Origin of the sequence: Pseudomonas sp. 43(2021), from assembly GCF_017490805.1 — a bacterium.
Lineage (GTDB): Bacteria > Pseudomonadota > Gammaproteobacteria > Pseudomonadales > Pseudomonadaceae > Aquipseudomonas.
The window spans coordinates 1-466 of sequence record NZ_JAFGYJ010000439.1 but is presented as its reverse complement, the minus strand read 5'-3'; the positions used below and the strand labels follow the sequence as shown (position 1 = coordinate 466).

Here is a 466-nt window from a genome sequence, read left to right as displayed (position 1 = left end):
GAAGAAAACCTGTTCCGTGGTCGCAGCCAGGATCTGGGGTTCCGCCAGTTGTTCGGCGGTCAGGTGCTCGGCCAGTCGCTGTCGGCGGCCAGTCAGACGGTGGAAGAGGCGCGTCATGTGCACTCGCTGCACGGTTATTTCCTGCGCCCGGGCGATGCCAAGTTGCCGGTGGTCTATTCGGTTGATCGCGTCCGTGATGGCGGCAGCTTCAGCACCCGCCGTGTGACGGCGATCCAGAAGGGCCACCCGATCTTCACGTGCAGCGCTTCGTTCCAGTACGACGAAAAAGGCTTCGAGCATCAGGGCCAGATGCCGGCGGTGGTCGGCCCGGAAAACCTGCCCTCGGAGCTGGAGCTGATCCAGCAGCGTGCGCACCTGATTCCCGAGCACATGCGTGAAAAACTGCTGTGCCCGAAACCGATCGAAGTACGCCCGGTCACCGAAAAGGATCCGTACAACCCGCAAC

1 protein-coding gene is annotated in these 466 nt (G+C 62.4%); it reads left to right on the top strand.

Features of this window, described 5'->3' with window-relative positions; all coding sequences use genetic code 11:
* Positions 1 to 466: acyl-CoA thioesterase domain-containing protein (locus J5M71_RS28050; RefSeq protein ID WP_207838847.1), on the top strand; the 466-nt coding region annotated here is incomplete at both ends.